Origin of the sequence: Argonema galeatum A003/A1 (assembly GCF_023333595.1) — a bacterium.
In the GTDB taxonomy this organism is placed as follows: Bacteria; Cyanobacteriota; Cyanobacteriia; order Cyanobacteriales; family Aerosakkonemataceae; genus Argonema; species Argonema galeatum.
This window is the reverse complement of record NZ_JAIQZM010000009.1, coordinates 86,998-106,336: the sequence shown is the minus strand read 5'-3', so window position 1 is coordinate 106,336 and position 19,339 is coordinate 86,998. Positions and strand designations below refer to the sequence as shown.

12 protein-coding genes are annotated in these 19,339 nt (G+C 45.3%); 7 read left to right on the top strand and 5 right to left on the bottom strand.

Going from position 1 to position 19,339, the window contains the following annotated elements:
- Window positions 1-167: 167 nt before the first annotated feature.
- Window positions 168-842, top strand: a complete 675-nt coding sequence (locus LAY41_RS11945) for a sugar transferase (protein WP_338022979.1) — start codon at window positions 168-170, stop codon at window positions 840-842.
- A gap of 84 nt (window positions 843-926) precedes the next feature.
- Here the strand turns inward: LAY41_RS11945 and galE are convergent, their stop codons facing one another.
- Together galE and LAY41_RS11935 are read right to left on the bottom strand one after the other, a co-directional pair.
- Entirely contained in the window at window positions 927-1,925 is a 999-nt protein-coding gene (gene galE, locus LAY41_RS11940; RefSeq protein WP_249097692.1) for a UDP-glucose 4-epimerase GalE, read from the bottom strand.
- A gap of 20 nt (window positions 1,926-1,945) precedes the next feature.
- The gene (locus tag LAY41_RS11935) at window positions 1,946-2,884 is read right to left on the bottom strand and encodes a pentapeptide repeat-containing protein (protein WP_249097691.1); all 939 of its coding nucleotides are present in this window, start codon (window positions 2,882-2,884) and stop codon (window positions 1,946-1,948) included.
- A 452-nt stretch (window positions 2,885-3,336) separates the two neighbouring features.
- Between LAY41_RS11935 and pap the strand changes: the two genes are divergently transcribed.
- The 4 genes from pap to LAY41_RS11915 all read left to right on the top strand — a co-directional run bounded on the left by pap (window position 3,337) and on the right by LAY41_RS11915 (window position 15,190).
- Window positions 3,337-4,824, top strand: a complete 1,488-nt coding sequence (pap, locus tag LAY41_RS11930; protein WP_249097688.1) for a polyphosphate:AMP phosphotransferase — start codon at window positions 3,337-3,339, stop codon at window positions 4,822-4,824.
- A gap of 183 nt (window positions 4,825-5,007) precedes the next feature.
- On the top strand, window positions 5,008-6,147 hold the full coding sequence (locus LAY41_RS11925; RefSeq protein WP_249097687.1) for a YdcF family protein: 1,140 nt from the start codon (window positions 5,008-5,010) through the stop codon (window positions 6,145-6,147).
- A 222-nt stretch (window positions 6,148-6,369) separates the two neighbouring features.
- The gene (locus LAY41_RS11920) at window positions 6,370-8,115 is read left to right on the top strand and encodes an ABC transporter ATP-binding protein (RefSeq protein ID WP_249097685.1); all 1,746 of its coding nucleotides are present in this window, start codon (window positions 6,370-6,372) and stop codon (window positions 8,113-8,115) included.
- A gap of 358 nt (window positions 8,116-8,473) precedes the next feature.
- A complete protein-coding gene (locus LAY41_RS11915; RefSeq protein ID WP_249097683.1) occupies window positions 8,474-15,190 on the top strand; it encodes an ExeM/NucH family extracellular endonuclease in 6,717 nt (2,238 codons plus the stop codon).
- A 189-nt stretch (window positions 15,191-15,379) separates the two neighbouring features.
- Here the strand turns inward: LAY41_RS11915 and LAY41_RS11910 are convergent, their stop codons facing one another.
- Genes LAY41_RS11910 through LAY41_RS11900 form a run of 3 tightly spaced genes read right to left on the bottom strand, consistent with a single transcriptional unit; the run spans window position 15,380 to window position 17,047 of the window.
- Window positions 15,380-15,553, bottom strand: coding sequence for a hypothetical protein (locus LAY41_RS11910; RefSeq protein ID WP_249097681.1), 174 nt, complete (start codon window positions 15,551-15,553; stop codon window positions 15,380-15,382).
- A gap of 38 nt (window positions 15,554-15,591) precedes the next feature.
- Entirely contained in the window at window positions 15,592-15,942 is a 351-nt protein-coding gene (locus tag LAY41_RS11905) for a hypothetical protein (RefSeq protein WP_249097680.1), read from the bottom strand.
- Between the two features lie 52 nt (window positions 15,943-15,994).
- Window positions 15,995-17,047, bottom strand: coding sequence for an NAD(P)/FAD-dependent oxidoreductase (locus LAY41_RS11900; RefSeq protein ID WP_249097678.1), 1,053 nt, complete (start codon window positions 17,045-17,047; stop codon window positions 15,995-15,997).
- A 77-nt stretch (window positions 17,048-17,124) separates the two neighbouring features.
- Here LAY41_RS11900 and LAY41_RS11895 point away from each other — a divergent pair, with 77 nt between their 5' ends.
- Both LAY41_RS11895 and LAY41_RS11890 read left to right on the top strand, forming a co-directional pair.
- On the top strand, window positions 17,125-17,967 hold the full coding sequence (locus LAY41_RS11895) for a YaaW family protein (RefSeq protein WP_249097674.1): 843 nt from the start codon (window positions 17,125-17,127) through the stop codon (window positions 17,965-17,967).
- 31 nt (window positions 17,968-17,998) lie between these two features.
- Entirely contained in the window at window positions 17,999-19,324 is a 1,326-nt protein-coding gene (locus LAY41_RS11890; RefSeq protein ID WP_249097671.1) for an O-antigen ligase family protein, read from the top strand.
- The last annotated feature ends 15 nt before the right edge of the window (window positions 19,325-19,339 follow it).

Sequence of the window (19,339 nt, the reverse complement as noted above, 5' to 3'; positions counted from 1 at the left end):
ATTTTACGCAAAAACTTCACCGTAACTTTACATAACCTATCGGAATCGGCCTAATCGATGAAGATTCTGCAAATTAAGCCTCACAACAGTACCGCTTCTGGAACCATGACTATATGATTTAAATCAAATCTAAGTAGTTTTACGGTTGCGTTATTAAGGTATCCGCTATGATGACCCATACAGCACTATCGCCAACACTTGTTCCTTCAGCAAGATCCCTATCCTTTCCGGCGCATCACCCTTCGACTAGCTCAACTCTTAAGCGTTTGGTGGACATAGCGGGCAGTATAGTAGGGTTACTGATTCTGGCAATCGTTTTTGTACCGATCGCGATCGCAATCAAACTTGACAATCCTGGCCCGATACTTTACAGCCAAGATCGCTGCGGACTCCGGGGCCAACGCTTTAAAATTCGCAAGTTTCGATCGATGGTCACAAATGCCGACGCCCTCAAATCCCAAATTAAGAACGAAGCTAAAGGACTAATCTTTAAGAACGAAAACGATCCGCGTGTCACTAGAGTCGGGCGTTTCTTACGCAAAACGAGCCTAGATGAACTGCCCCAATTTTGGAACGTCCTGGTTGGAGAGATGAGCTTGGTTGGTACTAGACCACCCACATTTGATGAAGTCGCTAACTACAACGATCATCATTGGCGCAGATTAAATGTTAAGCCAGGTCTGACAGGTGAATGGCAGGTTAACGGTCGTTCTTCGGTAAAGGATTTTGAAGACATCGTTCTTCTAGACCTACGCTACCAAAATGTTTGGACTCCTTTGTATGACATGACTTTGATCCTAAAAACTGTACAAGTCGTTTTGGCTAAGAAGGGCGCTTGCTAAGCAAAGAAAAAATAAAAAGGCAAAAGTATAAAGACTTGCAATATCTGCTCTTTCTTTTGCCTTTTTATCTTTTAGTTTGTCCTTTTATTCATGCCGTTTTTGATGCCATTGCCAAGCGTGCATTACAATCTCCCGCAAATCTAAGTACTGAGGAGACCAGCCCAGATTTTGCTTCGCTTTATCGCTACTGCCAACTAAAACTGGCACATCACCCGGACGGCGATCGCTCTCGACCACCTTAAAATCGCGGCCAGTCACAGCCTTTCCCGTTTCAATTACTTCTCTGACCGAAAATCCGTTGCCATTTCCTAAATTAAATATTTCGCTATTATTTCCTTTTAACAGATACTTCACGCCCAAAACGTGAGCATCTGCCAAATCGCAAACATGGATATAATCGCGCACGCCCGTTCCATCTGGTGTCGGGTAATCAGTACCCAAAATAGTAATCGATTCTCGCTTACCCAAAGCAGCTAGGAGTACCAGCGGAATCAAGTGTGTTTCCGGGTTGTGATCTTCGCCCAGCAAACCAGTCGGTTCGGCACCAGCAGCATTGAAGTAACGGAAAATAACTGACTTCAAACCGTAAGCCACATCAAAATCCGCCAAAATCCTCTCTACCATTAACTTACTGCTGGCATAGGGACTCATGGGATTGTAAGGATGGTCTTCTGGGATAGGAACCTTCTGCGGTTCGCCATATACAGCACAAGTCGAGGAAAAGACGAATTTTTTCACAGAAGCTGCCACCATAGCTTCTAGGAGAGTCAAGGTGCCAGTTACGTTGTTACGGTAATATTTTCCCGGCTCTACAACCGATTCGCCTACAGCGATATAGGCGGCAAAGTGCATGACTGCTGCGATATTGTGGGTGGCAAACAGCTCGTCAAGCAGGGTGCGATCGTTCGTATCGCCGACAATCAGTTTTACCTGAAGGACATCTTCCACCAACTCTCGGTGTCCATACACCAAGTTGTCGAGAACAATGACCTCATAGCCAGCACGCTTCAGCGCCAGCACCGCATGGGTACCGATATAACCGGCTCCCCCTGTGACTAAAATTGTGGATTTAGCTTCCGACACATTCTATACCTTGCGAGGATTTAGCTCAAAATTGCCTGTCTGGCTGGATTTGGGGAAAAGGTTAGGGTGGCTCTAGTTTCTCTCCCAGACCACACCGTCGTCCCTGTTGCGATCGTACAAAGATATCGTCTAGTCGAATCAAACATGGTGACATCTGTAAATTCTGCCCCATCAATTTTGGCTCCCAGCAAGTTCGCCCCCTTGAGGTCTGCTTTGCTCAAGTCTGCTTTACTCAAGTTCGACCAATTAAGTTTAGCTTTGCAAAGAGAAGCGTTCGTTAAGTCTGCGCCTGTCAAGTCTGCGCCTGTCAAGCTAACCCCATGCAATTGAGCTTCACTGAAATTAGTTGCCGTCAGGTTCGCTGCTTGCAGTTTCGCCCCATTCAACTTTGCCTCGCTGAGATTCGCTCCATTAAGATCGACACCATTCAGGTCAACACCATTCAGAAACGCTCCTGTGAGGTTGACATTGTTTAAAAAGGCTCCATACAGTGCTGCCCCGCTTAGTCTAGCACCAGACAGTTTAGCCCAGTTGAGGTTGGCTCCTATGAGGTTAGCCCCCCGCAGATTGATATTTTCTAAATTTGCTCCGCAGAGATTGGCTTTCTCAAGGTCAGATCCTCTGAGATTGACTCCAGTAAGATTTGCCCCACTCAATTTTGCCCTACTTAGGTTAGACTTCACCATGAAGGCACCGCTAATGTCAGCTTTAGTGAAGTCTGCATCTGCCATATAGCCTTCGCTCATTTTGACAAAAGTCAGATTCGCCCAGTTCAGAAAAGCCCCACTCAAGTTTGATTTTGTTAGAAAAGCTCTGCTGAGGTTGGCTCCTGTGAGGTTCGCTCCCGATAAGTTTACGTCGATCAAGGTGACACCACTCAGGTCTGCGCCCCGCAGATCGACCCCGGTGAAATCTCTTTCTCCCATTTCATAAAGCCTGAGTAAGAAGCTACGTTCCATATTGTGACAACTCCCATTCCTACCGTTTTATGATTAAAAAATCTCTCTCAAGATAGGGGTAATAGTTCCTAGAAATATTTTTGGGCTAAAGCCATTGACATCGCATTGCAAAGCAATCCAATGATCAATGGCTCCAACAACCCATTAGGATATTACTCTGGCTCGCCTTCAGAAAAATTTAAGAAAAAAGTTGATTTGTCAAGTAATTTTAAGGAAATCTATAAATTTGCCCAGTATTTTCACTGAAATAAAAATTTCCAAGTTTATACTCATTACTTATAACCAACTTTGTGATTTGTATAATTAGAAGTTACACGACTGGGAATGGGTAATGGCCGATCGCTTATTTTTCATTTTCACCCGCACTGCACAAAACGGATATACGCAGATACACGGATGTCAGAATCAGTGTTGTCTCCCTCCTCTTTCCTTAGCCCCTAGCCCCTAGCCCTATGCTGGATAACCTCGATCTAGATCTTTGCCTTGATAAAGCGGCCTACAAATCGCAGATTGAAACCTTGATGCGAACTCTGCGATCGCTCCAAAAAGCTTGTTGGGAAAAAAAAATGCCCGTAATTGTCGTGCTGGAAGGCTGGGCAGCGGCGGGCAAAGGTGCCTTAGTCAAGAAAATGGTGGGATACATGGACCCGCGTGGGTTTGCAGTCCATCCGATCTGGCCGCCTAGCCCAGAAGAACAACAATACCCATTTTTGTGGCGATTTTGGAAGCAACTACCAGCCCGTGGCAGCATCGGGTTTTTCTATCACAGCTGGTATATCCACGTCTTAGAAGACCGCCTGTTTGAACGGGTAAAGGAAACGCAAGTGCCGATGGTGATGCAGCACATCAATGCGTTTGAACACCAGATGGCGGATGATGGAGTTGCGATCGCCAAATTTTGGATTCATCTAAGCGAAAAGGAATTGAAGCAGCGGCTCAAAAAATACGCTTCCGACTCCTTGCAATCCTGGCGGGTGCGCCGAGAAGACTGGCAGCAACACAAAAATTACGATAAATATGTCGCCCTTGCCGAAGAAATGCTCGTTTACACCAGCACCGGGCCAGCCCCTTGGACATTAGTAGAAGGCGACTGTCAGCGGTGGGCGAGGGTGAAAGTCCTCACCCAACTGGCAAGCTCAATCCAAGAGGCACTCGATCGACTTCACTATCGCACACCAGCACCAATTCTCCCCCCGCCAGACCACCTCAACCCATCCGAACCTGATTTCTTGGCTCAAGTAGATCTAAATCTCTCCCTCTCGCATGGAGAATATAAAAAACAATTACGCCACGAACAGATCCGGCTACTCAAACTACAGCAGCGCATCGACGAAAATCAGATTCCAGTTCTGGTTTTGTTTGAAGGCTGGGATGCCGCCGGTAAAGGTGGGGCAATCAAACGCCTTACCGACATTCTCGACCCCCGCAGTTACAAGGTTAATGCCTTTGCCGCACCCACAGAGGAAGAGAAAGCGCACCATTACCTGTGGCGATTCTGGCGAAAATTACCAACTGCGGGCAGATTTGGCATTTTCGATCGCAGTTGGTATGGTCGAGTATTGGTAGAACGAGTCGAAGGCTTTGCCACAGAAACCGAATGGCGTCGCGCCTATCAAGAAATCAACGAGTTTGAAGCCCAACTGACTGGCGATGGCTACGTTTTGGTCAAGTTTTGGCTGCACATCAGCCCCGAAAAACAGCTAGAACGGTTCAACGAACGCGAGAATGACTCGTTTAAGGGATATAAACTCACAGAGGAAGATTGGCGCAATCGAGAAAAGTGGCCTTTATATGAAGTGGCGGTAAATCAGGCAATTCAGCGTACCAGCACACCCACCGCTCCTTGGACTTCGATCGCCGCTAATGATAAGTACTATGCCCGTGTTAAGGTGATTCAAACAGTTACTGACGCCATTCGACGCCAGCTGAAAAATCGATAACTTAGTCATCAGTCATTAGTCATTAGTGATTTGCTAATGATCGATGACTGATGACCAATAGACCTCTCCTTTCAAAGAATGTAGAGACGTTGCATGCAACGTCTCTACAAGGGTTCAAGGGTTAGCACCTTTAATTTCTGGAGATGACCAATGACAATTACCCAAGAGTGAGGAAGTGCCGTCATGTTTTCAACGCTAACGCAGATTATGCTGATAGTGCTGATCGGCGTTATTGTTTGGCAGGCATTGGTGAAAGGGACTGGTAAAGATGCCAAACCCAGAGACTATCTTGCCTGGTTTGGGTTAATCCTGATTCTCTTATTCTTGATTCTGTCGTTTATAACGCCAAATACTCCGGCTGTGACAACGTTTGGCAGCATTCTCACCTTCCCGCTTAAGCCGCTGGGGTTGGCGATTTTGTTGTTGTTTTTTGGATTAGGAGAGATTAAGAAAAGAGAAAAAGAGAGAATTATCAGCTCCAAGGGAATCAACCAAATTTGGGCGGCGTTTCTGATTTTGACGATCTTCAGTCTACCGCTGGTGGCTAACTTGCTGGCCCAGCGGACGCAACAAGATGCGATCGTAGGATATCAAGCAGCTTTGAAGCGTAAGGAAACTGTAGGAGCGATCGTATTATTGGCGCATTCAGCCACCCAGCTGAGTCTGTTGGCTCCCAATCAGTTACAGCTCAACGATCAGAGCGATCGCATCCTCCAAACCATCCGAGAATACGAACGGCAGTTATATTTAGATCGGGAAGATTCTCCCAAGATAATTGTAAGTGCTGGCCCTAAAGCGGGTTTCGAGTCTACTTACAGCAAATCCAATCCTCCCGAAGCTGACAAAATTGCCGGAACCATAGAAAGTTTAGGTGTCCCCTCAGAAGACATCCTGCGCGAACGCACTGGCGTAGATATCCGCAGCAGTGCAGAAGCCATAAAAAAACAATTTGTGGATAGTCGCAAAATTAGCAACCGGGTTATCCTCGTCACCTCCGCCTTGAATATGCAACGCGCCAGACAAACATTTGCCCAGTTAGGAATTGATACTATTCCCAGTCCTGCCGGTTTCTACAGTTTACAGGCTGATTCAACTCCTAAAGTTCAAGTGAAAACCTCCCAAAAGGGCGCTTGCGACACTTTAAGCATTTCCGTCCGTAACGCCCGCAAAACCAGAATTTCAGACCTTATACCCAGTCCTGAAGGGCTCCTGATCAGCACCCGCGTTATAAACGAGTTTTGGACATCCGTTTACTACTTCTTGCGCGGCTGGCTGGCTCCCACTGTCCAACCTGTCCCCCAACTGAAGGATATAGGATGTTAAATATAGAAAGTAAAAAGTAAAAAGGAATCATATCATGTCCGGTAGCATCGGTTACCCAAAAAAATCGTGTTCTTCTTCTTATCTGCGTTTATCTGCGTACATCTGTCTACCCTACGGGAAGGCGAAGCGCCTACATCTGCGGTAAAATTTTAACCTACGATGACAACAGAAAATTTGACGATATCATAGTTTCTTTCTTTTGACTTTTGACTTACTATCCACATGGCTCAATCACGACTGGGAAAATTAGTTGCATACCTGCGTCCCCACTGGAAACAAGTATTGCTAGGCGTTCTAGCTTTACTTGTTGTCAACGCAGTGGGAGTTTATATTCCGCTGCTGATTCGCGATACTATTGACAAACTCAATATCACATTCAGCTTCAATGAGATTTTGCACTTTGTAGTGCTGATCCTGGTACTGGCTACTGTGATGTGGGTGATTCGCGTGGTATCGCGCATTTTGCTATTTGGCGTCGGTCGTCAAGTAGAGTTTGACCTCAAACAAAAGATTTTTCAACATCTGCTTAAGGTAGAACCTTCTTATTTTTCCACCAACACATCGGGAGATTTAATTAACCGCGCTACCAGCGATGTGGAGAATATTCGACGGCTGCTGGGATTCGCTGTATTGAGTTTGGCAAATACGGTATTTGCTTATGCACTCACTTTGCCGGTGATGCTATCGATTAATGTGCCGCTGAGTTTAGAAGCGCTTGCAGTCTACCCATTTATGTTGCTGCTGGTGCAACTTTTTAGCGATAAGTTACGCACGCAACAGATGGGTGTTCAGGAGGAGTTATCTAACATCAGCGACTTGATTCAAGAAGATATGAGCGGAATTTCGTTAATCAAAATCTACGCTCAGGAAGAAAACGAACGTCGTGCTTTCCGTCATTTAAACGAGCGACTTTTGCAGGCAAATCTCCAGCTGGCTAAAACGCGGACAACGTTGTTTCCGCTTGTGGAAGGTATGTCTTATATTAGCTTGTTGGTGCTGCTGTGGCTTGGGGTTGGAGAGATTGCCAAAGGTAATCTCTCGATTGGTAATTTTCTCGCTTTAATCCTTTATGTGGAACGCTTGGTTTTTCCAACAGCACTATTGGGTTTTACTATTACTACTTATCAGCGGGGAGAAGTTAGTATCGATCGCGTAGAATCAATTCTTACCGTCGAAGCCAAAATTAAAGACGAACCGGATGCGATCGCTTTACCAGAAAAACAGGTAAAAGGTAAGGTTCAAGCTCGCGGTTTGAGTTACACTTACCCTGGTGCTAATACTCCGGCCTTAAAAGATGTTAGTTTTACTATTGAGCCTGGGGAAACTGTGGCGGTTGTGGGGCCGATCGGTTCTGGAAAATCAACGCTTGCTAATGCTTTGCCTCGTCTTTTAGATATTTCTGCCGATACTTTGTTTCTGGATGGCTATGATATCACTAAGTTGCAATTGGCTGATTTGCGGGGTGCGATCGCTTATGTCCCCCAAGAAAGTTTTCTCTTCAGCACCACTATCAAAAATAACATCCGCTACGGCGACCCGGCAGCCGAACAGCCACAGGTAGAATACGCGGCGAAACAAGCGCAAATTCATCCAGAAATTCTCAATTTTCCCCAACAATACGAAACAATTGTCGGAGAACGCGGCATCACTCTTTCTGGCGGACAGCGACAGCGTACATCTCTGTCTCGTGCGTTGCTTGTCGATGCGCCAGTGCTGATTTTGGATGATGCTCTTTCCAGCGTCGATAATCAGACTGCTACTGCTATTTTGGAAAATTTGTCAACTGGTGAGCGTAAAACAGTTGTTTTTATCTCTCACCAGATGTCTGCTGCTGCAAGTTGCGATCGCATCTTCGTCATGGATAAAGGTGCGATCGTCCAAACTGGTACTCATGTCCAATTGCTGCAACAACCGGGTTTGTACCAGACACTTTGGAATCAACAAAAGCTAGAAGAAATGTTGCGCTAAAGAAACCGGGTTTCTTCGAGAAACCCGGTTTCTGGTTTGTTAACCTATTTTTTAACAAAGCATCAAAAGTGTTGATAAATAGTTAAGTAAGCTTAGCTTTCCTGCGATCGTGTCGCGTGGAATACACCTTAACTATAAGTTAAACTTCGATATTCTGAATTCTGACTAACCTCGATCGGGAAATACAGTGCTTTTCAGATAAGTGAGGTACAGAGAAACCCGGTTTATTGAAGAAACCGAGTTTATGGAGTGTACTTCATTCGACTGCAAGCCGCTGTAAATTCACCCCAAATTACCAACTTTTGTTTCTAGTTCGTTTTCATTTCACTGTCGTCTACCACAACTAAAGGAAATAATTATGCCTCTCAATACTGGCGATATTGCAATTGTTGGATACATTACTAACGGTTCTCCAGACTCATTCTCTTTTGTCAACTTGGTTGGCATTGCCGCAGGTGAAGTTATTTATTTTACAGATAACGGTTGGACTGGAAGTGCTTTCAGAGCTTCAACAGCAACAGATGGAGATGGCAACGAAAACTTAATTAGATTTACAGCTAATGCCGCGATCGCTGCTGGCACAGTTATTCGCAGTATCGATACTTCCCCTAATTTTACTTGGACAAAATCCGGTACAATTGGCACAACAAGCAGTGGTAGTTATGCCGATTTAAGCCTCAGTCAGTCTGGCGAACAAATTGCCGCTTTTCAATCAACAAATACCAACAATCCATTAAATTCGGGTATAACCGCAATTCATCAAATTGATAACACCGGAACTTTTGAGAATGCCACCAGTTCAAACGAAGGCAATCTAGTTCCAGGATTGTCACAAGCTAGCAACACAGCAGTTTTATTTAATAACTCTGCAACTTATGCTGCCTTCAATTTCGCCACCCTAAGTAGCGGTACAAAATCGGAATGGTTAGCAGCTATCAACAATGCTGCTAATTGGACTTTTGGCAGTAGTACTTCCCTACCAACTGGCAGTATTGTCGTTGGCACACCTCAACCAGACCTCACCGTTAGTTTATCAGATTCCCCCGATCCGTTAATATTAGGAAACAACCTTACTTATACTCTAACGGTAAACAACAACGGTGCGGCAAATGCTAGCGGTGTAGTTGTAGACTTCACCTTGCCTACTGGGTTAAATGTTGTTAGCAGTACCGAAACAAATGGCTTTACTCGTACTGGCAATAGCGGTACGATTTCTTTTGCGAGTGGTGCTATTAATGCTAGTAGTAATGCTACTCTCACCGTACAAGTTACACCAACTGTATCGGGTAATCTCACCAGCGGGACGGCAGTTGTAGATCCGGGAAATACAATAGCCGAAAGCAACGAAAGTAATAACACTGCTACTGCTGTTACAACGACAGTTAACGGAACGCCACAACCTGATTTAAGTGTTGGCACTTCTACTCCGGGACTCCTAACCGTTAACACTCCTTTTAACTACATTTTAGATATCCAAAATAACGGTACTGCTAATGCTAGCGGGATAGAATTAACCTTCACTTTACCCGCCAACGTTACTTACAATTCATCGAATGTTCTCGGCGGCGGTTTTGGCAGTCCAACTGTTTCCGGTTCTACGCTTACTTTTACTGGTGGAAGCATTAATTCGAGTAATTTTGCTCAAATTGAAGTCAACGTTACTCCCACCGTAGCGGGTACTTTGGGTAGCGGTACTTTAGTTGCCGATCCTAACAATAATATTACTGAAAGTAACGAAGCGAATAACACAATTGGTACAGCTACTCCCACAGTTAATCCCGCCGCCAATACTCCGCCAACTATTAGCGAAAATAGCACCACTCCATTTTTAAATCTCGCCGCGACGGGGACGGGATATGTTAGCGGAGTTATCAACGATCCTACCGATCCGGCAAAGACTTTGGGAATTGATTTTACAGTTGCGGATGCGGAAACTGCCAATCCTACAGTATCTATTCTCAGCAGCAGCAATACTTCCGTCGTACCGCTAGCTAATTTAAACCTGACTAACACGGGAAATAATTACAACCTGAAAATTAATCCTGCGAGTGTCGGGTATTCCGATATCACCGTAAGAGTTAGCGATGGTAGCGCAACTGCTGATTACATCGTTAAATATGCTGCTTCCGCTGCTTCGATTAATCCTGCGAGTACGAGGTTTTTGACTGGCGCGAGTGATGCGAGTACGGCAATAGCAATAGATGCTAATTATATGTTAGTTGGCGACGACGAAGATCAAAAACTTCGACTGTTCGATCGGGCCAACTCCGGTTCACCTCTCAACAGTTTTGACTTTACCTCTTCACTCGGTTTAACTCAACTTTCCGGCGGCGTTCCCAGAGAAGTCGATATCGAAGCATCAACTAAGATTGGAAACCGCATTTTTTGGTTAGGTTCCCACAGCAATTCTAGCAGCGGTAGTTCTCGTCCAAACCGCTATCGTCTCTTCGCCACCGATATTTCTGGAACTGGTGCGAGTACCACACTTAATTATGTTGGTCGATACGATAATTTAAGAACTGATTTAATCGCTTGGGGAGATGCAAACGGTTACAGCTTAAGCAGTAACGCCGCTACTGGTGTAGCGCCAGAACTTCCCAACGGTTTTAATATTGAAGGGTTGACAATTGCGCCAGATAATACTACCGGATACGTTGCATTCCGCGCACCAAACGTACCAACTGCTACTCGCAACAAAGCATTAATCGCACCAATTACTAACTTCGCAGACTTGGTAACTGGCGCAGCAGCAAGTGCAAATATTGGTGGGCCGATCGAACTCGACTTAGGCGGACGCGGAATTCGAGAAATCCAACGCAATGCTAGCAACCAATACCTAATTATAGCAGGGCCTTCCGGTTCGGCAACAGGTACTGCACCCAACGATTTTCGCCTCTATAGTTGGACGGGAAACCTCAGCGATACACCCCAATTACTCTTAACCGATTTAACAGGATTGAATGCAGACGGCAGTTTCGAGTCAATTGTCGAAGTACCCAACTCCTTGACTAACGGAACCCAAGTTCAACTATTAGTAGATAACGGCGATAGCATATTTTACAACGATGGAACGATCGCCAAAGACTTGACACAAGATAACTTCCAGAAATCCCGCAGCGAAATCATCACCATCTCCACACCAACCAAAATTCACGACATTCAAGGCACTGGTTCAACATTCAATGCTGCCTTTAGCGGTACTCAAACAATTGAAGGTATCATTACCAGAACATTCCTTGGTTCTACCAAACTTAACGGCTTCTACATCCAAGAAGAAGATATCGACTCAGATGGCAATGCCGCAACCTCAGAAGCTATCTTTGTTTACGACCCAACAGGACTATTCACTGGCAACGTTGGCGATAAAGTCCGAGTCACTGGAACTGTAGGGGAATACACCAGCAGTAGCAGCAGCCTAACTCAACTTTCCAGCTTAACCAGCGTTACAAATCTAGGCGCTAGCACCCTACCAACCGTTACAAACATTCAATTACCCGTCAGCGACTTAGAACGCTACGAAGGAATGTTAGTCAACGTTAGTGCGACCACTGACAACCTCACCGTCACCGAGAATTTCCAGCTAGGTCGCTTCGGTCAAATTGTCCTTTCAGCGACGGGTGCTAGCGACCAAGCGGGTACAGATGCCAGACTTGACCAATACACGCAATTCAATACTCCCAGCGTCAGCGGATATGCTGCATATCAAGCCGATATTGCCAATCGTCGGATTTACTTGGATGACGGTAGCGGTGTTCAAAACTCTGACCCCATTCTCTTCGGTCGTGGCGGCAATCCCCTCAGTGCTTCTAACACGCTACGCGGTGGTGACACAGTTGCTAACATCACCGGAGTATTAGACCAGCGTTTTGAAGGGTATCGCATCCAAACCTCCACAGGAGTCAACTTTACACCTGCCAATCCTCGGCCAAATACGCCGCCAAGCGTTGGCGGTACTCTCAAAGTTGCCAGTTTCAACGTCCTGAATTACTTTAACGGTGATGGTGTCGGTGGTGGCTTTCCCACAGCACGCGGCGCAGAGAACCTAACTGAGTTTAACCGTCAGCGCGACAAGATTATCCAAGCGATCGTCACTTCAGGCGCAGATGTCCTGGGATTGATGGAATTAGAAAACGACGGTTACGGGTCTACCAGCGCCATTCAAAATTTGGTCAACGGACTCAATACTGTTGCGGGTGCTGGCACTTATACCTTCGTCAATCCCGGCACCAGTTTAGCAACTGACGCCATTACAGTTGGACTAATCTACAAACCAAGCCAAGTTACCCCAGTCGGTGCAGCCGCAACCATGCCAGATGGATATGGTACGGGTGCATTTGATTTGGTTGGACGCAAACCCCTGGCGCAAACCTTCCAGCAAAACTCAACAGGCGGACAATTTACAGCAGTTGTCAATCACTTTAAATCTAAGGGTTCCAGTGCTGGAGGTTCTGGTGATGCAGACGCCTTCGATGGTCAAGGTCTATCCAATGGAACTCGCACTCGTCAATCTCAAGATTTGGCAACATGGTTGGCAACAAATCCCACAGGTACTAACGACTCTGACTACTTAATTGTTGGCGACCTCAATGCCTACGCCAAGGAAGACCCGATAACAACATTGGCAAATGCAGGCTATAACAACCTGCTGCCGATAAGTTCCTACTCTTATGTTTTCGACGGTCAGGTGGGTTCTCTCGACCATGCTTTAGCTAGCAGCAGTCTAGCAGCGCAAGTTACGGGTGCAGAAAAATGGCACATTAATGCTGATGAACCCAGCGTTTTGGATTACAACACTAACTTCAAATCAGCAGGTCAAGTTAGCAGCTTATACAATGCTGACCCCTATCGTTCTTCTGACCACGACCCGGTAATTGTTGGGGTGAATTTAGCAGTACCAAACCTCACAATTGAGGCAATTGATGGTAACGCCGCTGAAGCTGGTAGCGATGTGGGAGTTTTCCGAATTAGTCGCAGCGGTGGCGGTTCTGTTGGCAATTTGAATGTCAGTTATACAGTTGCGGGACAAGCAATCTCAAATGATTACAATCCCAGTTTGATTGGTACTGCTACAATTGCAACCGGACAATCTTTTGTGGATGTCGCAATTACCCCAGTTGACGATAATTTAGTCGAAGGAAACGAAACGCTTACCCTCAATTTAGTTGATACCTCTGACTATAATTTGGGTGCTAGCAATACCGCCACCGTAAATATTGCCGATAACGATATTGCTGGAGTCACAATTTCCAAATCGAATACCAACGTTACCGAAGGCGGCGCTACCGATAATTACGCGATCGTTCTGACGAGTCAGCCGACAAATGTCGTACAAGTAAATGTTACTCCCAGCAACAATCAAATTAACCTGGGTGCGGGTGCGGGAAATCCACTTTCTCTCAACTTTACGCCAAATACTTGGAATCTTCCCCAAGCAGTAACGGTGACAGCGATCGATGATACCCAAGTTGAAGGAAATCACACCAGCAATATCAGTCACAGTGCTAGCAGCAGCGACAGCGATTATAACATAAATATTGGCAACGTTGCTGTTAATATTACCGACAACGATACGCAACCTTTAAATCTGAGTCTGACTGTCAATCCTAACAGTTTCTCGGAAGGTGCGGGTGCGATCGCAACGACAGCTACAATTACTCGCACTGGAAGTACGGCTTCTCAGCTAACTGTCAATCTTGCTAGCAGCGATACCAGCGAAGCAACTGTACCCAATTCGGTAATTATTCCAGTTGGACAAACTGCTGCTAATTTTGCTGTTGCTGGGGTTGAAGATAACATTGTTGATGGTTCCCAAAGCGCTACCATTACGGCTACAGCGAATGGTTTTACCAATGCTACTACCAATTTAACCGTCACCGATAACGATGTAGCGGGAGTAACAATTATCCAACCTGCCAACGGGATGAATTTGGTAGAAGGCGGTGCAATATCCAGCTACCAACTCCTTCTCAACTCCCAACCAACAGCCGACGTTGCAATTAGTTTCGATACTGGTAATCAAATTTACCCCATTTCCAACATTAACTTCACACCCAACAACTGGAATATCGCTCAAACTATAACCGTTGCGGCGGTAGACGATACCAAAGTTGAAGGAAATCACGCGGGTACAGTTAGCCACTCAGCTATCAGTAATGACCTTAATTATAACGGCTTAGGAATTACATTTGTTAGTGCTACGATTACCGAGAACGACATCGCACAAGTGGATGATTGCTGCGGTTGCGATGAATTGGAAAAGCTAGGAGAAAATAGCTACAAAGGAAAACTTCCCGATAGCAATCCTCCCCACGATATCATTATTGGTAACGCCAATCCCAATATTTTAATTGGCGGTATCGGTAACGATACTATTTTCGGAAGAGGCGCCGATGATTTACTGTTTGGAAATCAAGGTCAAGATGTCATTAACGGTAATGAAGGAAACGATATCATTTTTGCCGGAAAAGACGATGATTTTGTGCGAGGCGGTCAAAATGATGACCTGATTTCAGGCGATTTAGGTAACGATACTCTTTGCGGTGACTTAGGTAACGATACGGTGCTGGGAATGGAAGGAGATGACGTTTTACTTGGTAGTAAAGGCGATGACATTCTGAATGGAAACCAAGGCAACGATACGATTTGCGGAGGGGAAGGAAACGATATTGTGCGGGGGGGTCAAGATAACGATCTAGTGTCTGGTGGAAGTGGAAATGATACTCTTTACGGAGATATCGGCAACGATACTATCTGCGGTTGTGAAGGAAACGATTTTCTCTTCGGCGGTGCTGGAAACGATTTTCTAAAAGGTGGCAAAGGTCGCGATATTTTTGCTTTAAAAATAGGTGCGGGATCTGATATAATCGCTGATTTTATTGTCGGTGAAGATTCATTGGGATTAAGCGGTAATCTCCGTTTCAGCAATCTGACAATTACGCAAGGGAGTGGGAATCAAGCAGCAGATACTCTCGTTCGCGTTACCGCGACTAATGAACTTTTGGCGTCTTTGACTGGTGTTGCAGCGAGTTCGATTACTGGAAGTGCGATCGCTTTTATTTCCAATTTGACAAATTGATTTGTCTGTTGTCATCGTGGGTTAATATTTTACCACAGATGAAGACAGATGAACACAGATACAGCGATTCCCGCTGTTAAGAGGTACAGTATGCGAAAGGTCAGGGCGAAGGATGACCGTATTTCATCTTTGCTGATTACCAATAAATCATCTGCCGGAATGCGGAGCCCCTACTTAAAATGTACTTCATTACAGCGGTTTCCGCTGTATCTCCCCAGCTAAGGGAAGATTGTATTTCAGGGTAAATTCTAAATATTCGCTGGGTTTGATTTCGCCAACATCAAAAAACAAATCATTTTTGTCTTTGAGAGTTAGGCTAAATTGTTTGATGACAGAACTTAGAGTAAAGTTGCTGTAAGACATTAATTTTCTCCTGCTTTGAGCGAGACTTTCTCGTTGACTTAACGAAGCAAAGCTGTAATTCGTTCTACCCATTGTTCGCTATTATCAATTGTGATGATAATTCTTTTGAAAGGTTCATCCTTTAGTTCGAGAGTCAAATAATCTTGTTCTTTTGTGACATACCAAAATTCTTTACCCCTTTGGGTGTAGTAGGTTCCGGCTTTAATCACTCCGGGCAGAAAAGTTCCGGGGGCGCGAATTTCTGCCCAATTACTTTGTGGTTCTTCGGATGTGACTCGTTCGATGCGATCGAGCGGAATTTCAAAGCTTTTGTTCAGCGTAAATGCCCACAGTTGTTCGTACCATTCCAGATCGAGAATAAACTTATCGCCAATAATACTAATATTCATCTTCTTCTGTCCTCTGCGAACCTTTGCGATTAAAAAAAATATCTCTACTCCACTAAAGAGTATCAAAAAAACTTGCACCAGGCAGAGATAAATTCCGAAGCTGCCGATTAATTTGTTCAGCAGCAGCTAATCCAGAATTTAAAGCACTTTCTACCAAGTTTCCTCCGCACCAATCGCCACAACAGATTAAAGGTAAACTTGTCTGGGCATCCAGAAAAGCTGACTGTAAAGGATGACTGGGAAACGCATAACGCCACCTGTGAATCTGAAACCATTCTGGCACAGCAAACCAAGATAGGTTTAATTCTGTCGCCGCCGTCGCTAACAGATGTTGTGCAACAGGGTTTAAATCTTCAGCATCTATATAATTTTTGGCAAATTCGGCACTGCTGTGCATCACAAAAACCGGGAATTCAGCGTTTGGGCGCTTGCTGCTATCCAAACCGATCCAAGCTAGATCGGAATTATCAGAAAAAACAGTAGAATTCCACTCTAAATTTAGCTCTCCCCGACCCGGATAGCCTGCTATGACAGCCAAACAGGGATCAAACAAGACCGATCGCAACTTATCCACAAACTCAGCTGGTAAAATACTCTCAGCTAATGGCTCCAGTAACATAAAAGCTTGTGGCGCGGGAATTGCCACCACTACTGCTTTGGCGGTTATATTTTCAGCAGCCTCAAAACCTAGATGCCAAATTTTATCATCCGTGGCGGTAATTGCTTGCACTCGCTGATTTAGCTGAATTTGCAAACCAGTAGCTAAGAATTTCGCGATCGCATTCATCCCCTCTGACGCCACATAACGGGGAATTTTGGATTTTGGATTTTGGATTTTGGATTGACAGGAGTCAACCTTATGAGTCCACAATTGAAGAATGTTGCGATCGCACAACACCTTCACCAAGTGCTGGGACATCTCCCCAACTGGTTCTAGATAGCGCAACCCATGATCCGCACGAGTACCGTGTAAGCGCCGCGTCGCCGCACGTCCTCCCACACCACGGGATTTATCCACCACCACCACAGCGTATCCACATTGCTGTAATTGTTGAGCCACAGTCAATCCAGCTACGCCAGCACCAATAACGGCAACATCAAACACGACTTTACCTCCCGCATTGAGACAATAGAAGTAGAATAAGGGACAGCAACGAATCTGGGGTCTGGGAGGGTTCCATTTTGGATGAGCTGAGATCGGCGCTGGAATTAGCAACAGAAGAAGAATTGCAACAACTAACGGCAATTCTGTTCTGTCGTAGGTTTAATCCCCTAGACTATGTTGGCACACCCGATCCTATAGAGGTACAAAGCCACGATCGCGAATCTTGGCTGGATATCCTAGAGGATAGATTTCGTTTCTTGGCGGCGGATGGCTTGACGGTATTGCGGGGACGCACCCAGGAAGTGAGTTACCGCCAAACCTTGATTCAGGTTTGTCGTTATCTCAAAATTCGCTTCTCAAACAAACTTTCCACTACGGAGATAGAAGCAGAGATCTTTCTCCATCTGCTGAAGCGGGCGTGGAAACAATTACCAATTGCAGATCGAGATGCTTTGACTCTGCGAGTGCAGGAGTCGCTTGCTGAAACTAAGCTTTCTGAACCTCTTCCGCTTTCCGTACAGCGCGATCCTTTGGGTTGGCTTGTCAAGGGTGGAAGCGCTTTGGCAGTCAGTTCTATTGTAAAACCGATGGTACTCCAACAAATCGCCCATCAGTTTGCACTTCATTTTGCCAGATATCAAATTGCCAGGGAAGCGGCGGTTTCTGGGGGTTTAGCGGCTGTGACGAAGTTCCAAAGCTATACAATGCTTCAGGCTGCCGAACGCGGGATGGCTTTGAGTGCTGCGCGTTATAGCGCTGTTCGCGGTGTGTTTGCTTTTTTAGGCCCAGCGCTGTGGACTTGGTTTTTTGCGGATCTGGGTTGGAGAGCGATCGCAACCAACTACGCCCGCATCATTCCTACTATATTCGCTCTTGCACAAATTCGTCTCACTCGCACAGAATGTTGGCAAATAGCATAAAAATTTTAGATTTGAGATTGAAGAATTGAAGATGAAACCAAAATTCAAAATCGAAAATCTAAAATCTATTCTCGATCCTAGTTTGGAGTTATGCTGGAATTTCGCCCAGCTAGGATTGCTGATTTTTCCCTTATTTCCAGCTTTGGGTGCAGTACCTCTAGCTTTGGCAATATTGGGAACCGGAAAGCAAAAGTTCAACACGATTATCAAACGCCCACTCAACTGGGGAATTGCTGTTTTAAGCCTTTTGCTCGTCTTTTCAGCCAGCTTAGCCTTTAATCGCCCTGAAGCTTTCTTGGGGTTGGCTAATTTTTTACCGTTTTTTCTGCTGCTTATATCGTTCGGCGAATTAATACAGACACCGACTCAACTGCGGCGCGTCGCTTGGATTTTGGTTTTACCTTCTCTGCCAATAGTAATTCTTGGCTATTTGCAGTTATTTTTAAGTTGGGGTAGTCCAAGTTTATTAGAAACTATTGTAGGTTATGCGATCGCACCCACTGGCAATCCCCCAGGTAGAATGGCGTCAGTCTTCATGTACGCCAATATCCTCGCCGCTTATCTCACGATCGTTTTCATTCTAGCCCAGGGGTTGTTGATTGAAAATTGGCAACTCGCTACGAAAAGAGCGGAGGAACGGGGGAAAATTACCAATTCCCAATCCTTATTTCTGATTGTAGTTGTAATTGCAAATGCGATCGCTCTCATCTTAACTAACTCTCGCAATGCTTGGGCTCTAGCACCTCTCGCCTGTCTTGCTTTTGCAGTATACCTTGGCTGGCGTTGGCTGGTAGCCGCAGTTGCTGGAATAGGTGGTATAGTTCTTTCAGCAGCTTATGCACCTTCACCGATAAATGAATTACTGCGAAAAATTGTCCCTGCTTTCTTTTGGGCGCGACTCACAGATCAAATGTATCAGAATCGACCGATACCTTTTCTGCGAACAACCCAATGGAACTTCGCTTTGTGGATGACTCAGCAGCGTCCTTTAACTGGTTGGGGATTGCGGAATTTTACCCCGCTTTATGTTGCAAAATATTCTACCACACAAATCCCTATTTGGCTAGGTCATCCCCATAGTTTATTTTTGATGCTAACAGCAGAAATCGGCATTCCTATCGCAATGCTGTTTTTTACTTTAGTCGGTTGGGTAATTGCACAAAGCATTTTATTACTGCGAGATTGGCCTGGAAATAGTCAAGATAGATTAATATTATTCAGTTTTATAGTTGCTTTTTTAGGTTGTACTTTATTCAACACTGTAGACGTAACGCTATTTGATTTACGGGTCAATACATTGGGGTGGTTGTTGTTAGCAGCAATTTGTGGAGTGGTTTATCACAGCAGAGTAAAATAATTGGTAAAGCTTTCA